The sequence below is a fragment of the Cedecea sp. AS113 genome (assembly GCF_037152415.1).
GTDB lineage: Bacteria > Pseudomonadota > Gammaproteobacteria > Enterobacterales > Enterobacteriaceae > Cedecea.
Map to the genome: position 1 here is coordinate 64088 of NZ_JBBCMI010000003.1, position 16774 is coordinate 80861.

Below are 16774 nucleotides of genomic sequence, written 5' to 3' on the forward strand. Positions count from 1 at the left end.
GACAATGTCTTATTTGAATAGAGTCTTCGCGGCGCGGTTTTTGAAGACGCTGCTGATTATGTGCTGTATCGGGCTATTGGTTGCCGCTATCTGGTTCCTGGGGCCGTTCTTTGGGTTTGGCGAGTCGCGCCCGCTGCTTAGCGTTGAGTCACGCATTATTTTTATCCTGCTGGCGGCATTTTGCCTCGCCGGGATCTGGCTACGCTGGCCGGTCTTCATCATGGTGATTGCGGCACTTTGCGTGGTGGTCTGGGTGCTGGGGCCGTTCCTCCTGGTGGGCGAAAAACATCCGCTGGGGCCGGTGAGCATCAGGCTGATGGTCATTGCAGTTATGCTGTTTTTGGCGCTGCTTTACGGCCTGTGGTTGCTGCTGCTGGCGCTGAAAGACAACCCAAAACTGCTGGATAAACTCACCCGCGGCAAGACGTCTACGGTTGAAAATGATACGTCAGAAGCGGCTGCCGCCATTGGCAACGCCGTCGACTATGTGAACAAAAATCGCAGTACGCTCTCTTTTTTCCAGCGTGTGATTTTAGCGCGTAAGCCGCTCGATCTGCTGCCGTGGTACATGGTGCTCGGCACTGATGATGCCGGGAAAACTTCGGCGATTCTGGCTTCCGGACAGAACTTCCCGGTGCCGGAGCAGCTTAATCAAGTGGGCAAATCCGCCGTGCAGACGCGTAACTGCAAATGCTGGTTCGCCAATGACGCCATCTATGTGGATACCGCAGGCAAGTACGTTAGTGATCCTGAGCAAAGCCTTAGTGAGTGGCGGGCCATACTCAAAGCGTTAAAAAAACACAGGCCGGTCAAAGCGCTGAATGGCGCCGTCGTCACTTTTTCCGCCGCCGATCTCCTGGGGCGAAGCACCGCCGAACTTTTTGAGCTGGCGGCGAGCCTGCGTGCCCGAATTGAGGATCTGCGCCAGACGCTGGGCGTGCGTTTCCCGGTTTATGTCCTCGTCACCAAACTCGATCAGCTTCCCGGTTTTGCCGAGTATTTCAGGATCCTGACCGAGCAGGAACGTGAGCAGGTCTGGGGCGTGACTTTCCCTTACGGCGAGGCGCGCACCGAGCCTGTATCCGAGCTGAGCGGGCAAATCAGAGACGAGCTGGCCCTGCTGGAAGAGAGGATCGAGCGTGACATGATCGTTCGTCAGCAGGAAGAGTACGACAACCGCGATCGCAAAAAAATGTATGCCCTGCCGCAGGACTTCCATCTGCTCTCCGGCCTGGTGGCGGATGTGGTGCATAACATCTTCTTTGCCTCCCGCTACAACGAGTCGCAGAGCTATACCCTGCTGCGCGGGATCTATTTCTGTAGCAGCCATCAGCCGGTCGACTTTAGCCTGGTGAATAACCAAAGCATCATGCGCAAGTGGTTCAACTACGTGGAGCATAAAACGCCGCCGGTGATGGCCACCCTGATTGCGCAGCCAAAAGACAGGGACTTCCTGATAAGCGACGTTTCATACGGGCGTCAGTACTTCCTTAAGCAGTTGTTCAGTGACGTGATCGTCAAAGACAAAGACCTGGCGCGCCATAACCTGGCGAATGAATCGAAGTTCCGTTTACAGCGTTTACTGGGCCACACGCTTAGCGTTGTTATCGCCTTTATTCTGCTGAATGGCTTCTACAACAGCTACGGGAACAACAGCGAATACCTCGCCGAGGTGAAGAGCCGGGTTGCCGTTTTGGGCGGCGAGGTCAATCGATTCGTCAGTTCGGCAAACGATAATTTGCTGCCGCGTACCTTAATGCTGGCGCAGTCTTTGCCGGAGTATGGCTCTCTCGACGTCTTTAACCCGACCCTCGACTGGCGCTATGGCTTGTACACCGGCACGGATGTGGTTGAGGCCTCGGGTTCGCTGTACCAGTATTTCCTGCAGCGTCTACTGCTGCCGCAGATTGAACAGCAGGCCACGCTGGCGTTACAGGAAGCGGTCGATGGCGGAAAACCTGAACGTATCTATGACCAGCTGAAGCTGTATCTGCAGGTTTTTGGGCAGGGCAAATTCGATCGTCAGTCTCTGACGGAGAGCATCACTAACCTGTGGGAGGCTCGCGGCAAGCTTCAGCCTTACGAGGAGCGTCAGATCTTTGTTTCCCATCTGAGAAATCTGCTTTCTTCTCCAGAGTGGCGCCGCTATGGCCAGCCCGCTGACGACGGGCTGGTGAAATATGCGCGCGCCATACTGCAGCGTCAGGACCTGGCCAGTCGGCTGTATGAGCGTCTCAAAGACGCCGCCGCTCAGGATGCGCCTGCTGATTTAACGCTCAGTGACATGGCGAAGTCACGCAGCGGTGAGCTTTTCTCCGTGATTGATGAACACGCTGAAATCGCCATTCCCGGTCTATTTACCCGTTCGGGTTACTACGACGTGTTTAAAAAAAAAATGGATCCAGGCCTGATGTGGCTGGAGCGTGAGGATGCCTGGGTGTCCGGGAATGGGGAAGAGCAGGGCAGCCAGGAGACAAAGCCGCAGGTAAAAATGGCCGGCAACGGCGTGCTGGTTAATCCCATACAGCAGCAGGTTCTGGCGCTCTATCTCGATGAGTACACGCGGCACTGGCAGGATTTTCTCAGCAATATTCGTATCAAAACGGACGTACTGCCGCTGGGCTACGGCAGCGCGGGAGTGGCGGCAGATATTTATATGCTGCGGGCGCTGAGCGCCTCTGATTCTCCGCTGGCAAGCCTGGTGACCCGGGCGGTGCGGGAAACGACGCTGGTCGGGAAAGAGGATAAATCGCTGCTCGATAACGTCCCGAATAAAGGACGGATCCTGAATGCCGCCGCTAAGGTCAGCCTGGCCTATGCCGCGATGGAAAAAAAGCTGCTGCGGGAGCGGGTGGATGACCACTTTTCTCCACTACGCGAGTTTGTGACCGGCAGCCGTGAACCGGCTGAAGGAGAGCGTAACGCGGGGCCGGGGGCGGAGCTGAGCAAGCTGCTTGGCGCGTTAAGCGAGCAGTACACGCTGTTCGTTATTTACGATGATGCGCTGAAGAACGGTAATGCCGTGGCGTTATCCGGCACGGCCAGAAAAATTGGCGCAGAGTCGCAAACCTGGCCCGATCCGTTACCGAATGTGATTGCCCCTCTGCTGGACGGGGCATGGACGCGGGCCAACCAGGAAGCCATCGCCAAAAGCAGCGAAGGGATAGATGAAAACCTGGGGCGCGTTTGCCGCGCAACTTTGCAGGGGCGTTACCCGTTTGCCTGGAGCCAGCGTGACGTAAAACCGTCTGATTTCGAACGCTTCTTTGCCGCGGGTGGCCTGGTGGATGAGTACTTCAAAAAGAACCTGGCGGACAAGGTGGATACCTCTTCGCATCCGTGGCGCTTTAAAGGTGACGTCGAGGGCAACGAAGACACTCTGGAGGTGTTTGAGCAGGCCGCTGAGATTCGCGACGCGTTCTTCCAGTCTGAAGGCGGGCGCAAACTTTCCCTCACCTTCGACATTACGGTGCCTTATTTGGATCCGGCCATTACGCAGCTGAACATGAATTTTGACGGCAAACAGGTGAGCTATGCCCACTGGCCGGTTGCCCCTGTTTCTCTCGTCTGGCCTGCCTCGCGCATGACGTCAAGGGTCAGCATCAATGCGACTCCGCGCGTGACGGCGGGCACCTCGTCCCTGAGCTTCAGCGGGCCGTGGGCATTGTTCCGCTGGATGGACAGCGCCGACGATATGGTGGCCAGCGAAGGTGATGACACGGTGCTGGTATATAAGCTGGATTCGCGACGGGCAAATATTCAGGTTTCAGGCCTGACCTATAAAGACATCCCCGTCCGGGATCTCTTAAAAGCGTTTCGCTGCCCCGGAGACGCATAGCCGTCTCCACCATTCGCCAGAGGAAAATATGTTGCTACGCCTGTATTTACTTGTTGATGAGTCGCGGGCTGGCCTGTTTCGCAGAAGAGGGAAAAAGCAGCGAGAGGTGCGCTCCATTATTACCCAACAGATTCTGCCGGGCATTGGCTCCTCATTACCGGACGACTATTTACCTGAGCACTATCCGTGGTCGTTTGTTATTTCGTCACCTTCGTCGCGAGGGCACGACGCTTATTGCGGTGCTTTTATGCTGCGGCCTGGAAAAGGAGGCGTTCCCTCGCTGGTCATTATTTATGGCGAAGCGCCCTGGCCGTGGCTGAAGAAAAATTTGCAGGATGAATGTCCACTGCCCTTTTGGGCATCAAGGATTTTAAACAATGTGCCCGATAGCGACGTGGCCGGGCAAAACTGGCGCCCGCTGTGGCAGTGGGTTAAAGCGCTGAGGCGAGCGTATTCGCCGCTCTGGGAGAAGCTGGTGCTGACGCCAGCCTGGCAGTTCAAAAATCATTCTCAGGTGTTACTCAGGGAGGGGTCACAGGAAGATTATCGCATTCATAACCGTGATGGTGTTGAGGCTATGCCGTGGAAGAACTGGCCCGACTGTATTGAGCAGGAGGCGGGTATCTGGATTTGGCGGCAAAGCCGGCACAGAAAAATAGTGGATTCTCAGAGGATCCCTTTACGACGCGCTGAGGCTAAACCGCCCGACGCATCCTTCTAAGTTATTGACAACGCATCGGGTGATTACATGTCACGCACTATTAGATTAAGCAGCCCGGCGATGCCTGTGCTGCTTGGGGAACCCGCGCTGGTTATCTCGAAGCTGGAAGGGGAAGAGTCACTTTCCTCCCTCTACAGCTACGCGATTACCGCTAAAACGCCAGCCAATCCCCAAATACCCTGGCAGTCAGCTTCTAATGTCGACCTGAAGTCGCTGATTGGTAAAGAGATGACGGTTCATATTGAACTCGACGGGAATGGGTTGGGAGACGTTCACGGTGTCGGTCAGGAGATTCGTGAAATTTCCGGCATGGTTCAGCGTGCCCGCTATGTTGGCCGCGACGGCTATCAGGCGTTGTATGAAGTTATTATTCGCCCCTGGCTGCACCTCGCTGAGCTGACGGCTGACTTTAAAATTTTCCAGCAAAAATCGGTGGTGACCATTATCGATGAGGTGCTGGGCGACTATAACTTCCCGTTTGAGAAGCGCCTTGCAGGGAATTATCCGCTTCTCGATTTCCAGGTTCAGTATGGCGAAACGGATTTCAATTTTATTGAACGCCTGATGGAAGAGTGGGGGATCTATTGGTTCTTCGAGCATAGCGAGGGCAGTCATAAGCTGATCCTCGTGGATAACGTGGGCGCGCATAAGCGATTCTCCAGCGAGGCTTATCACGTTATTCAGTACGCTTCAGACCGTCCAAAAATGGATCAGGAATACGTCAGCCAGTTCCATTTCCAGGAGACCATTACTTCCGGGAAATGGGTAACGAATGACTACGACTTCACCAAATCACGCGCCGATATCATGGCGCTGGACAGCAAACCTCGGAAGACCAGCTTCAACCAGATGGAGATCTTCCACTGGCCGGGAGATTACGAACAGCCGAGCATCGGGGAGCAGCTTGCGCGCGTCCGCATGGAAGAGCGTGGCGCCTTAGGCTCCCGCTGTGAAGGTTCCGGTGAACTTCGTGGGATTGTCTGCGGCTGCGACTTTGAGCTTGTTAACTATCCCGTTGAAAAGGCCAACCGTGAGTACATGGTACTGCGTAGCCATTTGCTGGTTGAGGAAATCGATCAGCTCTCGTCGCACGATGAATTCCTTTATAGCTGTAACTTTACCGTTCAGCCGACGACCAAGATTTATCGTCACCCGATGACGGTGGCGAGGCCAAAAACCAGCGGTCCACAAACGGCTATCGTCGTTGGCCCTCCGGGGGAAGAGATCTGGACCGATGAATATGGCCGGGTAAAAGTCCGTTTTCTTTGGGATCGCTACGGCAAAAACCGTGAATCGGACTCCTGCTGGCTGCGAGTGAGCCAGGCCTGGGCCGGCAACAATTTCGGTGGGATTTACATTCCCCGCATTGGTCACGAAGTGATTGTTGATTTTATCAATGGCGATCCTGACAGGCCGCTTATCACCGGCAGCCTCTACAACAACGTCACCATGCCGCCCTGGGATCTCCCGGTTAACGCCACCCAGAGCGGGCTGGTTAGCCGGACCGTAGGCGGCGGTCGCAGCAACTTTAACGGGATCCGTTTTGAGGATAAGCCGGGGCTGGAGCAGTACTGGGAGCAGGCTGAACGCAACATGAGTCGCCTGACGAAACAGAACGAAGACCAGACCATAGGCATGAACTCTAACGTGAATGTTGGCCTGTCGCGCAACCTCTTTGTCGGGGCCAACTACATGTCTGACGTTATCGGGAACAGTAGCGCCATTATCGGTGCGGCGCTGGCAATCCAGGTGGGCGGCAGCCAAAGCGACAATGTTTTAGGGGCAAAAGGCATCAACGTCGGCGGCGCATTTATGACTGCCGTTGGGGGCTACCATTCGCTTTCCGTTGGGGGCGCACATCAGGTCAATGTAGGCGGTTACCATTCCCTGGCCGTTGGGGGCGCGAGCACCATGGTGGCCGGCGGGGCGATGACGCTTTCCGCGGGGGGCGAGCTGGTTATTTCCGCGAAGAAAATCAAAATCGTCGGCTCAGACCAGGTGATTATCCAGGGCGGCGAAGTGGATATTAACCCTGGCGACTGCGGTGACAACTGCGGAGGCGGCGGTGGCGGTGGCGGCGGTGGCGGTATGATTGGTTTGCCGGGGCTGCCGGCTATTACGGCTCTGTTTGGTGTGGTTATTCCTTTACCACCGCTGCCAACGCCAGAGCCGCCGCCGCCAACGATAACGCCAACTCAACCGCCGACGGAAACGCCGACGGAAACACCGACGGAAACCCCGACGGAGACACCGACGGAAACGCCAACGGAAACCCCAACGGAAACACCGACGGAAACACCGACGGAAACGCCGACGGAAACGCCGACGGAAACGCCGACGGAAACGCCGACGGAGACACCGACGGAAACGCCGACGGAAACACCGACGGAAACGCCAACGGAAACACCGACGGAAACACCGACGGAAACGCCAACGGAGACGCCAACGGAAACGCCAACGGAAACGCCGACGGAGACACCAACGGAGACACCAACGGAGACGCCGACCGGAAGTGAAACAATAGAGCCTTAACATTCAAATGATTACGGCGGTGGTTCGTTTGCCTCCGCCCTGACTGTTTTATTAAGGAGTGCGAACGATGCAAAACGCAGGACGAGTAGGCGATGCGACCGCGCATGGCGGAGCATTATGCAGTGGATCGGGTGATGTTTATATCAACGGATTGCCGGCGGCAATGGCTGGTATGAGCGTCGCGCCTTGTGCTTTGGGGCACGGGGCAGCCCCCGTAGCGACAGGCTCCGGGTCGGTCTTTATCAACGGTTTACCGGCAGCGCGCCTGGGGGACGTGACCGGCTGCGGCGCGGTTGTCGCCACCGGTTCCGGCGATGTCTACATAGGCTAAGCCGTGAATATTCACTTTGAATGGCCTGCTTCACGCCCGCCTGTCGCGCTGCCCAGAAACCTGACGGCCGAGACGGCTGCCGTGTTTGATGTAGCCAGTGGCTGTTTCGGCATCCATAACGCCCATTCCGGGCAGGATGCCGTCATCTTCTACTGGCATCTGGCAAGACCGGTGATGTTAAGCCTTTGCTTGCACCATGTGTGCCTGCTTGATGGCTGCGAAGTGGCCTATGGGTGCAGCCAGCCGCTGAACGATAAAAGCCAGCTGCAGCTAGGCCACTTCAAACTGGGCTTTGTCAGCCAGGACAGCACTGACGTCGATGAGCAAACTTTCTATCGGCTGATTTATCCCGGCGGTGCATGGCAGTCTGCGGATAAGGTGCCTGAGGTTGAAGATATCCTGCCCAACGGCGGGCATTACATCAACGACTTACGCTATTTCAATGACGTTATCCTCGCGCAGGCCAGGGGCAATGATGTGCTGAAAACGCTTGAGGTTGAATACAAGCGTTTTCTCATCTGGCGCGAGCAGGATGGCGGCTATTCAGGTGGAATGGCTCAGCATGCCGATTACATCATCAAAACGGATCTGCGGTTTGATGATGTCAACGCGCAAATCAAAGGCAAGACGCTGACCGAATGTATTGTTGCTAAAGATTTTCTCATGGAGAAGGTGTGGCCAGAGCTGGAACGTGGCGAAGCGGCGGATGACATTTTTAGCGAGGAGGAAAAAACCGACTTGCTGCTTGCCCTGTCGCCCGAGCACATTGCGGCCAAAGGAAAAAATACGGTGCCTGAGCTGGTATTTCAGGACTTCAATAAAGTGGGTCTGGACTCTTATTACTAATTAAAGGAATTGTCATGATGCAGGATTTTACTTCACTTACCCAGGCGCTTAAAAACGCGTCATTGAATGCGCTGCTAGAGCAGGTGCTGGCGCAGGTTAAAACGAATCCACAGGATCTTAAAGCTCGTGAAGTGCTGTTTAAGCTCTACTGCGTCGAGGGGAGCTGGGACAAGGCGCTGTTGCAGTTGCAAACGCTGGCGCTGCTGGACGATGCCCTGCACAAGCAGACAGAGCTGTATAAAAATCTGGTCTTCAGCGAAATGCAGCGTTTGCAGGTTTTAACCGGTGAGCGGCAGGCTGCGACGCTGCAGGGAGAAATGCCGTTATGGATGGAAAAGCTCCATCAGGCGAACGTCGAGCATTATCAGGGGCAGACCCGACTGGCGGCGCTTTCTCGCGATGAGGCTTTTGAGCTTGCGCCTGAAAGCGCAGGGCAAAGCGACACGCTGGCGGCATTCAAGTGGATAGCCGACAGCGATGGCCGCCTGGGGCCGGTCTGCGAATTTATTTGTGCAGGAGGCTATCGTTGGCTGCCGTTTGCCTCAATACAAACGCTAAGCGTTTCCACCCCTGGCGATTTGCTTGATCTGATTTGGCTGCCTGCAACCATCAAGGTTGCCGATGAGGTATACCACGGGTATATCCCTGCCCGTTACCCCGTAGAACCTCAGGACGATCAGCAAAAAAAACTGGGACTGAAAACAGAGTGGATAACGCTGTCTGAAGATCTTTCGGCGGGTACCGGGCGTAAAGTGCTGGTGACCGATATTAGCGATCGTTCAATAATGGAAGTTGGCGACATTGTTTTCGAATAATCCCTCAGAACGAAAGCAGCAATATCTTCCCACGCTGCTACAGCGCCTGCAGGACGATGAACCCAAAAGTCCTCACGATCGCGGGAGATTAATTGACATAAAGGGGATGCGGAGTCTGGTTCAAAAGGAGATTGTTGATCTTATTAATCATACCAATATAGAAGATAGACTAAATGAGCAGCAACATAAGCTAATTATGGCTTCTGTTCTCAATTATGGGGTGCCGGCCTTGATAGGCACCCAGGAAAATCACAAGAATTGGAGTGTTATAGAAAAAACGATTCGTAACACTATTTTACGCTTTGAGCCAAGAATTATTCCTGAGACGCTTATCGTCCGCTCACTGCAGGATAAGGAGGGTGTAGCCCGGCATGCCGTTATACCGTTCGAAATCCGCGGGCTCATATACTGGCAGCCCAGGCCGGTTGATTTATGCATGAGCGGGCGTTATGACTTTGAGTCTGAAAAAGTCGATTTGAAGTTGCTATAAGTGCATCACAGATTTACTCTTTGGGGTATGCCCATTTCTGGGTGTTCTTATCTTTAAGAAATGTGGTCGGGCTTTTTTCCTGGCTACTTATCTCAAAATATCCTCATTAGCTAAATCCCCATGCTTCCTGTGTAATAAATTGCTGCGCATTATATTAATGTGCGCGGCTGTTTTTATTTTTTGTAGTTTAAAATACTATATTTTAGCCTATTATCTAGACGATAATTTTGAAAAAACGCATGTTAATGATATATTTGATCGTTTTATGGGTTGAGGTTAAACTTAAGTCCGACTTCCAACAAAGTCTTAATCTAAGAATAGGAGGGGCGTTTATCCTCCTGCACCAATTTTTGTGTCTCATTAAAATTAGTCTCTATCTCTGGTTGGTTTAATCACATAGGCTGTTTTTCTATCTTTAACAGTATGTTAGCTTAATCTTTCTCATCTTCGTATGGAGGAAAATATTTAAGGAAGGCATTACGTCAGGGGCCGGATAGGTTATGTCTGAATGGCTTAACTTACCATAAGTTGTTTCTATTCGCTCACTTTGTCTTTTCTGACAAGCATTTCGTATGCCCTGGAGTAGCTGCAACTTGGATGGGAATCGCAACACATGGGTGTGAAGTATGTTGAACATATTATTATTGGATTCTAACTATTACCAGACATCGGGACTGAGCCTCTTAATTACTAACCAACTTGCTGATGAAAGCCTCGGTGAGGTCTGTTTTTTATTACCGTCCGAAGAAATGAGTTATGACATCGCTAACATTATCTTTCAGGATGACAGAGTAACGATTCAAATTAATAACCAACGGAATAATGAAGTTTCGTTTGATGGCGGATACAAGGAGAATGAAAAAATAATTGTCCATGTTCCATTTTTAACCAGAAACCAAACGCTTAACGACATATCCATGAAGATCGGCAAGATACTTGCGATTGCGCGTTCGGATTATAACCTGCTCATCAACAAGGAAGAGGCCTACTGGAGCCTGGGGCTAAAGAAATATGCACAGCTCTCTGATACTGAAAATAATGTAATGATTCTGATTGGTCGGGGGTACAACAGCACTGATATTTCAAGGATCCTTAATCGCTCAAGAAAAACCATTAGCACGCATTATCGTAACGCCAGCCGAAAAATGGGGGCGGCAAATAGAGCCGAATTTTATCGGTTCGCATCATTTATTGCCCGCTGCGGACGCGATGAAAGAAACACCCTTTGCCTGTGAGGCAATGATCAACTTAAAAGGAATTGAAAATGAAGTATAAAATATACATCAAATGGAGATTAAACCCCTTACTGCCCCAACGGCTGTGTATTTTAAGCGTACTTGCGGCTGGCTGTTCGCCCGCGTGGGCGGCCAATAATGACACGATTATTATCAACGGCGGTAATAGCACCCTAAGCAACACGACGTTGAATAATGAGGTTACAGGCAATTTTATTGTCCAGGCGCGAAATAATGCGACCATCTCCGCCTCTCAATTGGTTCTTAATAGTTCCGGAAAGAATGGGGGAGGCGCATGGATAGATAATAGCGAATTCAACGTGCAGGATTTGCAGGTCAACGTGACCGGCAAGGGCGGCAGCGGGGTTTACTTTGCCAATGACAGCCTTGGAACATTAGATAAATTTAACATTACCGGGCAGGACAACGCGCTGGGTCTGGTACTGGACGGTTACTGGACGGCAAACCAGGGAACGTCGGTGGTGCAGGCATCCAATGGGGCGATCGCCACACAGGGCGGCGATGCTATCAGGGTGATGGCCGGGGAGCTGACGCTGAATAACGTCTCTGCCAGTACTGAGGGCGATCACAGCTATGCGGTTAACGCCAATTTAGCCGCAAAAATTGCGATTGAAGGCGGCACTTTCACTACCGAAGGCGCATACAGCGATGCCGTCTGGGTGGCATCCAGGGACTCCTCCGTCGTAGTGAACAACGCGAAAATCACCACAAAAGGGGATAACGCTATTGCCGTTAATGCCCAGCGGGGTGAAGCCCGGATGACCCGCAGTACCATTGAAACGTTGGGGGATAATGCCCACGGTTTGTACAGCGAATACCTGATTACCGGCGATAACCTGTCTGTCACCACTTCGGGCAAAGGCAGCGTGGGCATGTTTACCGCACGCGGTGGGCAAGGCCGCTTAACAAATAGCCATATCTCGACGTCGGGCGAGCTTGCCCCGGGCCTGCTGGCCTACCCCAATGCGCAAATCAAAGCGGACCATGTGCAGATCGAAACCACGGGAAAAACAAGTTTTGGCCTCTGGAGCCAGGGGGGAGAGCTTGACGTCAGGCACAGCACGATTTCTACCACAGGAGAGGACGCGAGCGGCCTCTATGTGAATGGCAGCTCATCGTCAACGGCAATCAGTAACACCGTGACGCTGGAAAATGTGGGGCTGAATGCCGCCCAGGCTCGGGCCATTGACGTTACGGCGACCGAACTGCTGCTGAACGTCAAGGATTCCGACATCAGCGGTGGCAACGGCCAGCTGATGTCGGTGCAGCACTATGATGACGGGGCCAGCGGCGTCAACAACGTCTACAGCAAGGTGACATTTAATGCCGCCAGCAGCGCGCTGAAAGGTGACATTGTGGTGGACGATCCGGCCAATAGCGTGGCGGTAAATCTGACATCCGGCTCCGTGCTGACGGGAGCCGTGACCCATGCATCCTCGCTTATGCTCGACGAGAGCAGCCGCTGGAATATCAATAACCGCTCTGTCGTTGGGCAACTGACCAATAATGGCACGCTCGTTTTTACCGACGAGAACAATTTTGACTCGCTTACCGTAGCAGGCGATTACGCCGGTGATGGCGGGCAGATGGTGATGAACAGCGTGCTTGGCGACGATAATTCTCCGGCGAATAAGCTGATAGTTCAGGGCGACGTCTTGCCCGGCACAACGCACCTTAGCGTGAATAATTTGGGGGGACACGGGGCCAGTACCGTGGAAGGCATCGAACTGGTTGATGTGCAGGGAACGTCCCAAGGCAGCTTCGTTAAGGCGGGCCGTATTGTTGCGGGAGCCTACGACTACGATCTGGTTCGGAAAAACGACAGCTGGTATCTCACCAGCCAGCTTACCCCGGTGGATCCCGAACCTACACCCGAGCCAGATCCTGAACCTACACCCGGGCCAGATCCTGCACCTACACCCGAACCGAAAGTCGATCCTATCGTTCGACCTGAGGGCGGGAGCTATACGGCTAACCTCGCGGCAGCGAATAACCTGTTTATCATGACCCTGCATGACCGACTCGGAGAGACGCAATTTATTGATGCGTTAACCGGCCAACGGGAGGTGACCAGTCTTTGGCTACGCCAGGTTGGCGGCCACAATGTCTGGCGCGATGGCAGCGGGCAGCTAAAAACACAAAGTAACCGTTACCTGACGCAGATGGGCGGCGACGTGGCTCGCTGGAGCACGGACGGCACCGACCGCTGGCATGTTGGGGTTATGGCGGGTTACGGGAAAAACAGCAGCACGACGGAGAATAGATCCAGCGGCTATCGTTCGAAAGGCACGGTGGACGGCTACAGTATTGGCGGCTACGGCACCTGGTACGCTAACGAAGAGGATCGCACCGGCGCATGGCTGGACAGCTGGCTTCAGTACGGCTGGTTTAATAACGAAGTGAAGGGCGATAGCCTTGCGACGGAAGCCTATAAGTCGCATGGGATAACCGCCTCGCTGGAAGCAGGTTACGCCTGGAAACTGGGCCAGTTTTGGGGCAGCCAGGGTACCGTCAACGAATGGTTTGTGCAGCCACACGCCCAGGCGGTCTGGATGGGCGTTCGCGCAGACAAGCATCAGGAAGAGAACGGCACCCGCGTCCGTCAGGAGGGGGACGGCAATGTGCTGACCCGCTTAGGGGTTAAAACCTGGCTCAAAAGCCACCACGCACGCGATGGCCATAAGCAGCGTGAGTTCCAGCCCTTTGTTGAGCTGAACTGGCTGCACAACACGCGCAGTTTTGCAACAACCCTCGATGAGGTTCGCATCGGCCAGAATGGCGCGACCAATATTGCAGAAGCCAAAGTTGGGCTCGAGGGGCAGATCAGCGCCCGGGTGAATCTGTGGGGTAATGTCGGCGTGCAGATAGGGGATGCGGGCTACAGCGACGCTGCGGCGATGTTTGGTATGAAATACAATTTCTAAGCCCTTAAATTCGGGCAGGTTAGCGCCTGCCCGAATGCTTTTTATGGGTTGAGGTGATGACGGATATGAGAATCGTTGCAAAGGAATGTTTTTATCTGGACGGATTGTTAACGCTGTTAGAAAGAATGCATCTCGACTACACCGAATGGGGTATCTGGATCACCGGACAGCGTTTTATCCCGTTTTTTATTTTTACAGAAAATAACGCCTACGCGCTTTATAACAGCGCGTTTCGACACCGAATACCTTCGCCGTCGATCATATTTTGTTCCGACCGGGCGAAGACTTTCCTTCAGGATATTTGGTACAGGGAAGAAATCTATTTTATTTCGTTGAGCGATGATTGTTATACGATCGGCGGAAAAATCAACTCAGCCATTGCGAAAATACTGTACCCTAAAAGGCAGCGTATCGTGCCTTCCTGCCCGTACTGCCGTTTAGACTGCGATGAAATAAATGTTATTCGCTTTTTGTTAAAAGGCTATAGGCCCGCCATGATTGCAGACTCTCTCAACATAACGATTCGGCAGATCAGCCTCCATAAGCGTTCAGCAATGAGTAAGCTCCAGGTGAAAAGCTTCGCTGAGCTCTACTTTAAGGTTAAGTTATTAGACGCTATCGCTTAAATTCAAATTTTGATGGCAAAAATCTTCTTTGTTGGGGGAAAGGCATGAGTATGAAAATACGTAAAGCAAGGCTGGAAGATGTGCCGCTCTTAGCTGCGTTGGGGAGCGAAAGTTATCGCCATCACTTTGAGCGACACTGGGTTTCTGCTGAGGAGCTTCAGGCTTTTATTGAAGAGGAATACGCTCCGCAGACGCTGGCCGAGAGCCTGGCCTGCCCTGGGGTCAGCTGGTTTATTGCTGAGGTAGAAAAGCCGGTGGGATTTGCCAAAATCAGCTGGAACCTGCCGGTGCCGGAGCATTCGTTTTCCGGCGCCCTGCTTAATAAGCTCTACCTTGCCCCAGGTGAGACGGGGAAAAACTACGGCAAGCTGATTTTCGAAGAAATGCTTCGGCTGGCGCAGCGGCGAGAACAGCATTATCTGTGGCTACAGGTTCTGGAAGGGAACGAAGGCGCCCGGCGCTTTTATGAGGCCCAGGGCATGCGCCACTTAACAAACGAGACGTTTTCCAGCGCCACGCAGACCAGCACTTTATACATTCTCGGCAGAAGTATTTAGCCCGGTGGAATCAGGTTTTAAATCTATGGCCCAACGTCTGGATGATAGAGGCTGAGTTTCTAACCTGCTGTCTTCTATTTTTGCCCTTCATTCCTATAAGCCTGTATGTGAGCCTGTATAAAGTTCGGGGGATCGTTATTTTTATTTCTGCCCCACGCGTATCACATCAGGACACACTCAGTTCATTATTTTTAATCCAGATGCGGGCGAGGTCGACCCAGCCATAGCCTGCCAGCCCGGTGCCGTGCAGGCGATGGTTTGCCGTGTAGCCTACTCGCTCATGGGACAAAGGCAGCAAGATGCCTTCGGCAATCAGCCAGTCCGCCAGCGCTTTGCACTTTGCCTGTCTGGATTGCTCGTGGGGATCGGTTCTTATCTGCGCGAGCCTGTCATGCAGGCGTTCGTGCTCCGTGTTAGTCATGCCCGCGTTCAACAGCTTTGAGCTGTGGAGCCACTCGTAAATGTCGTAGGCACCGCGGTGGTAGAGGATTTCACTCCCCATGATCAGGTCGGCCTCACTGAGCCACTCTTCCGGGCGAAGAAAAGCCTCGCTTCCGAGGATGATATGTTCAGCTCTTATGCCTGCGGCGGTAAGAACCTGCTGCAGGCGGGCAAACAGCATAGTGAAGCACGGCAGATCGTAAGAGTAGATTTTGAGCGTGCCGGTGATGTCTGGCGGCGAATTTTGCCTCAAAGAACGTGGGCTTTCCCAGCCGGGGATAATGCTGAGGGCTGGCGTTCGTTCCGCGTTGTTTGCCGGTGGAAGCGCGTTGCTCAGTAACCCCAGTATCGCCTGGCGTTCTCCTACTGGGATGAGCTGACTGCGGGGGCTCACTATCAGATAGGTGCACCCGTTCTGAACATCGGTTTGCTGAGTTGCAGCCCCCGGATCAAAGGTAATGTCTGTTACGGGATCGGGGGATTCCGGCAGGGACCAAAGCTCAACTTTTTCAATTAAAGCGCGTGTGCCGTAGTAGCGATCGAAGGCCCGCAGCACAATGCGCTGCTTGCTCTGTTGCTCCATTTGGAATGGACCGCTGCCGATGGGCCGTCCGTGCCGGGACGAAGGAAGTGTGATAGAGGCGGTCGCCGTCGCCAGTTTGTGGGGCCACAGCCAGTCGGTGTGCGTGAGATGGCAAGTCAGTACCTCGCTGCTCAGAACTTCAACACGATCTAACGACTGAAAAAGGCCGGCATAGTGTCCCGGCGGCTCTTTCAGCCGCAGCAGGCTTTGCGCGACGATACTTGCGTCCAGGCGTTCTCCGGTGTGAAACGTGACGCCGGGCCTCAGCCAAAATGTCCAGGCCGTGGCCTGAGCATTTGTTTCGAAGTGGTGGGCAAGGGCGCCGGTGATTCGCTGGTTTATTTCATCGTAATCCACGAGCCTGTCGTAAATTTGCCGGACCAGATATGACTCAATCCTGTTTTTGATGCGCCGGGGATCCAGGGTAGCTGGCAGGGTTGGAATGGCGATTCTGACCTCTTTGCCCACCACGCCAAGATGGCTGCTCAGATCGGCAAGTAGCCGGTTTCTCTGCGGCGACGTCAGGTGCGCGAAGGCGGCTTCCAGCTGCCCTTTGGCGACCAGATCCCTGAGCCGTAACCATTCAATTTGCTCCGGGCTGGTCACCAGCCGTAGCGTCGAGCGTTTTCCTCGCCCGATACCGGGCTGCCAGTCAATCCAGCCCAGCTCGCGCATTTTAGTCAGCTGAATACGGGCATAGCGTTCGCTGCAATGCAGTAAGTCTGCCAGTTGCTCTAATCCCGGCTGGGCCGGTGCATCCCCGAAGCGTCGGTATAACACGTTGAATTTATCGATCAGCACCATGACTTTTCTC

General features: G+C 53.6%; 12 protein-coding genes. 11 read left to right on the top strand and 1 reads right to left on the bottom strand.

Annotated features, from left to right (window positions below):
- Positions 1-4: 4 nt before the first annotated feature.
- The 11 genes from tssM (at position 5) to WFN87_RS04340 (ending at position 14936) form a co-directional block, all read left to right on the top strand.
- A complete protein-coding gene (tssM, locus tag WFN87_RS04290) occupies positions 5-3838 on the top strand; it encodes a type VI secretion system membrane subunit TssM (protein WP_336983036.1) in 3834 nt (1277 codons plus the stop codon).
- A gap of 28 nt (positions 3839-3866) precedes the next feature.
- On the top strand, positions 3867-4559 hold the full coding sequence (locus WFN87_RS04295) for a hypothetical protein (protein WP_008454376.1): 693 nt from the start codon (positions 3867-3869) through the stop codon (positions 4557-4559).
- 60 nt (positions 4560-4619) lie between these two features.
- Positions 4620-7091, top strand: a complete 2472-nt coding sequence (locus WFN87_RS04300; protein WP_336736644.1) for a type VI secretion system Vgr family protein — start codon at positions 4620-4622, stop codon at positions 7089-7091.
- 67 nt (positions 7092-7158) lie between these two features.
- Positions 7159-7422, top strand: a complete 264-nt coding sequence (locus tag WFN87_RS04305; protein WP_008454379.1) for a PAAR domain-containing protein — start codon at positions 7159-7161, stop codon at positions 7420-7422.
- A gap of 3 nt (positions 7423-7425) precedes the next feature.
- Entirely contained in the window at positions 7426-8268 is an 843-nt protein-coding gene (locus tag WFN87_RS04310) for a TagK domain-containing protein (protein ID WP_008454380.1), read from the top strand.
- Between the two features lie 14 nt (positions 8269-8282).
- Entirely contained in the window at positions 8283-9083 is an 801-nt protein-coding gene (locus WFN87_RS04315; RefSeq protein ID WP_008454383.1) for a type VI secretion system accessory protein TagJ, read from the top strand.
- Positions 9070-9573, top strand: coding sequence for a type VI secretion system baseplate subunit TssE (locus tag WFN87_RS04320; protein WP_336983035.1), 504 nt, complete (start codon positions 9070-9072; stop codon positions 9571-9573). The genes WFN87_RS04315 and WFN87_RS04320 overlap by 14 nt, the downstream gene beginning before the upstream one ends.
- A gap of 626 nt (positions 9574-10199) precedes the next feature.
- The gene (locus WFN87_RS04325) at positions 10200-10808 is read left to right on the top strand and encodes a helix-turn-helix transcriptional regulator (RefSeq protein ID WP_008454387.1); all 609 of its coding nucleotides are present in this window, start codon (positions 10200-10202) and stop codon (positions 10806-10808) included.
- Positions 10809-10837: 29 nt separating this feature from the next.
- Positions 10838-13753 (top strand): autotransporter outer membrane beta-barrel domain-containing protein, encoded by a 2916-nt coding sequence (locus tag WFN87_RS04330; RefSeq protein ID WP_336983034.1) that lies wholly within the window; start codon positions 10838-10840, stop codon positions 13751-13753.
- A 65-nt stretch (positions 13754-13818) separates the two neighbouring features.
- Positions 13819-14379 carry a helix-turn-helix domain-containing protein gene (locus tag WFN87_RS04335; RefSeq protein WP_008454391.1) on the top strand — a complete coding sequence of 187 codons (561 nt, stop codon included), beginning with the start codon at positions 13819-13821 and terminating at the stop codon, positions 14377-14379.
- Positions 14380-14429: 50 nt separating this feature from the next.
- Positions 14430-14936 carry a GNAT family N-acetyltransferase gene (locus WFN87_RS04340; RefSeq protein WP_286180278.1) on the top strand — a complete coding sequence of 169 codons (507 nt, stop codon included), beginning with the start codon at positions 14430-14432 and terminating at the stop codon, positions 14934-14936.
- 166 nt (positions 14937-15102) lie between these two features.
- Here WFN87_RS04340 and WFN87_RS04345 read toward each other — a convergent pair whose 3' ends face one another.
- Positions 15103-16764, bottom strand: a complete 1662-nt coding sequence (locus WFN87_RS04345) for an SgrR family transcriptional regulator (protein ID WP_336983033.1) — start codon at positions 16762-16764, stop codon at positions 15103-15105.
- Between the last annotated feature and the right edge of the window lie 10 nt (positions 16765-16774).

Coding starts and splice junctions, on each gene's coding strand:
- WFN87_RS04315 (WP_008454383.1), top strand. CDS start 8,283: ATGATGCAGGATTTTACTTCACTTACCCAGGCGCTTAAAAACGCGTCA.
- WFN87_RS04335 (WP_008454391.1), top strand. CDS start 13,819: ATGAGAATCGTTGCAAAGGAATGTTTTTATCTGGACGGATTGTTAACG.
- WFN87_RS04345 (WP_336983033.1), bottom strand. CDS start 16,764: ATGGTGCTGATCGATAAATTCAACGTGTTATACCGACGCTTCGGGGAT.
- WFN87_RS04295 (WP_008454376.1), top strand. CDS start 3,867: ATGTTGCTACGCCTGTATTTACTTGTTGATGAGTCGCGGGCTGGCCTG.
- WFN87_RS04325 (WP_008454387.1), top strand. CDS start 10,200: ATGTTGAACATATTATTATTGGATTCTAACTATTACCAGACATCGGGA.
- WFN87_RS04305 (WP_008454379.1), top strand. CDS start 7,159: ATGCAAAACGCAGGACGAGTAGGCGATGCGACCGCGCATGGCGGAGCA.
- WFN87_RS04330 (WP_336983034.1), top strand. CDS start 10,838: ATGAAGTATAAAATATACATCAAATGGAGATTAAACCCCTTACTGCCC.
- WFN87_RS04340 (WP_286180278.1), top strand. CDS start 14,430: ATGAAAATACGTAAAGCAAGGCTGGAAGATGTGCCGCTCTTAGCTGCG.
- WFN87_RS04300 (WP_336736644.1), top strand. CDS start 4,620: ATGCCTGTGCTGCTTGGGGAACCCGCGCTGGTTATCTCGAAGCTGGAA.
- tssM (WP_336983036.1), top strand. CDS start 5: ATGTCTTATTTGAATAGAGTCTTCGCGGCGCGGTTTTTGAAGACGCTG.